1 protein-coding gene is annotated in these 344 nt (G+C 34.9%); it reads right to left on the reverse strand.

Translation table 11 applies throughout. From position 1 onward, the window contains the following. A partial coding sequence (locus ACTJK5_RS23095; protein ID WP_440613329.1) for an ATP-binding protein occupies positions 1–344 on the reverse strand: 344 nt, incomplete at both ends.

Here is a 344-nt window from a genome sequence, read left to right on the forward strand (position 1 = left end):
CATAGATTGAATAATAGATAACGTTAATGGAAGTTCAATTCTAAATGTACTTCCCTTTCCTTCCTCAGAATCAATAATTAAATGTCCACCTAAACTATGAATCGTATGTTTTACAACATCTAATCCGACACCGCGTCCAGAAAGATCTGATACAACTTCAGCTGTACTAAATCCCGGTTGGAAAATAAGATCAAACACTTCACGATCTGTTAATCTGTTCGCATCCGCTTCAGTTACAACGCCATTTTTAATCGCTTTTTCTAATACTTTCCCTTTATTAATACCGTTTCCATCATCCGTAATTTGAATAACGACATGATTTCCACTATGAAAGGCTTCTAATT

Origin of the sequence: Agrobacterium sp. 22094 (genome assembly GCF_052046015.1) — a bacterium.
Classification (GTDB): Bacteria; Pseudomonadota; Alphaproteobacteria; order Rhizobiales; family Rhizobiaceae; genus Agrobacterium; species Agrobacterium cavarae.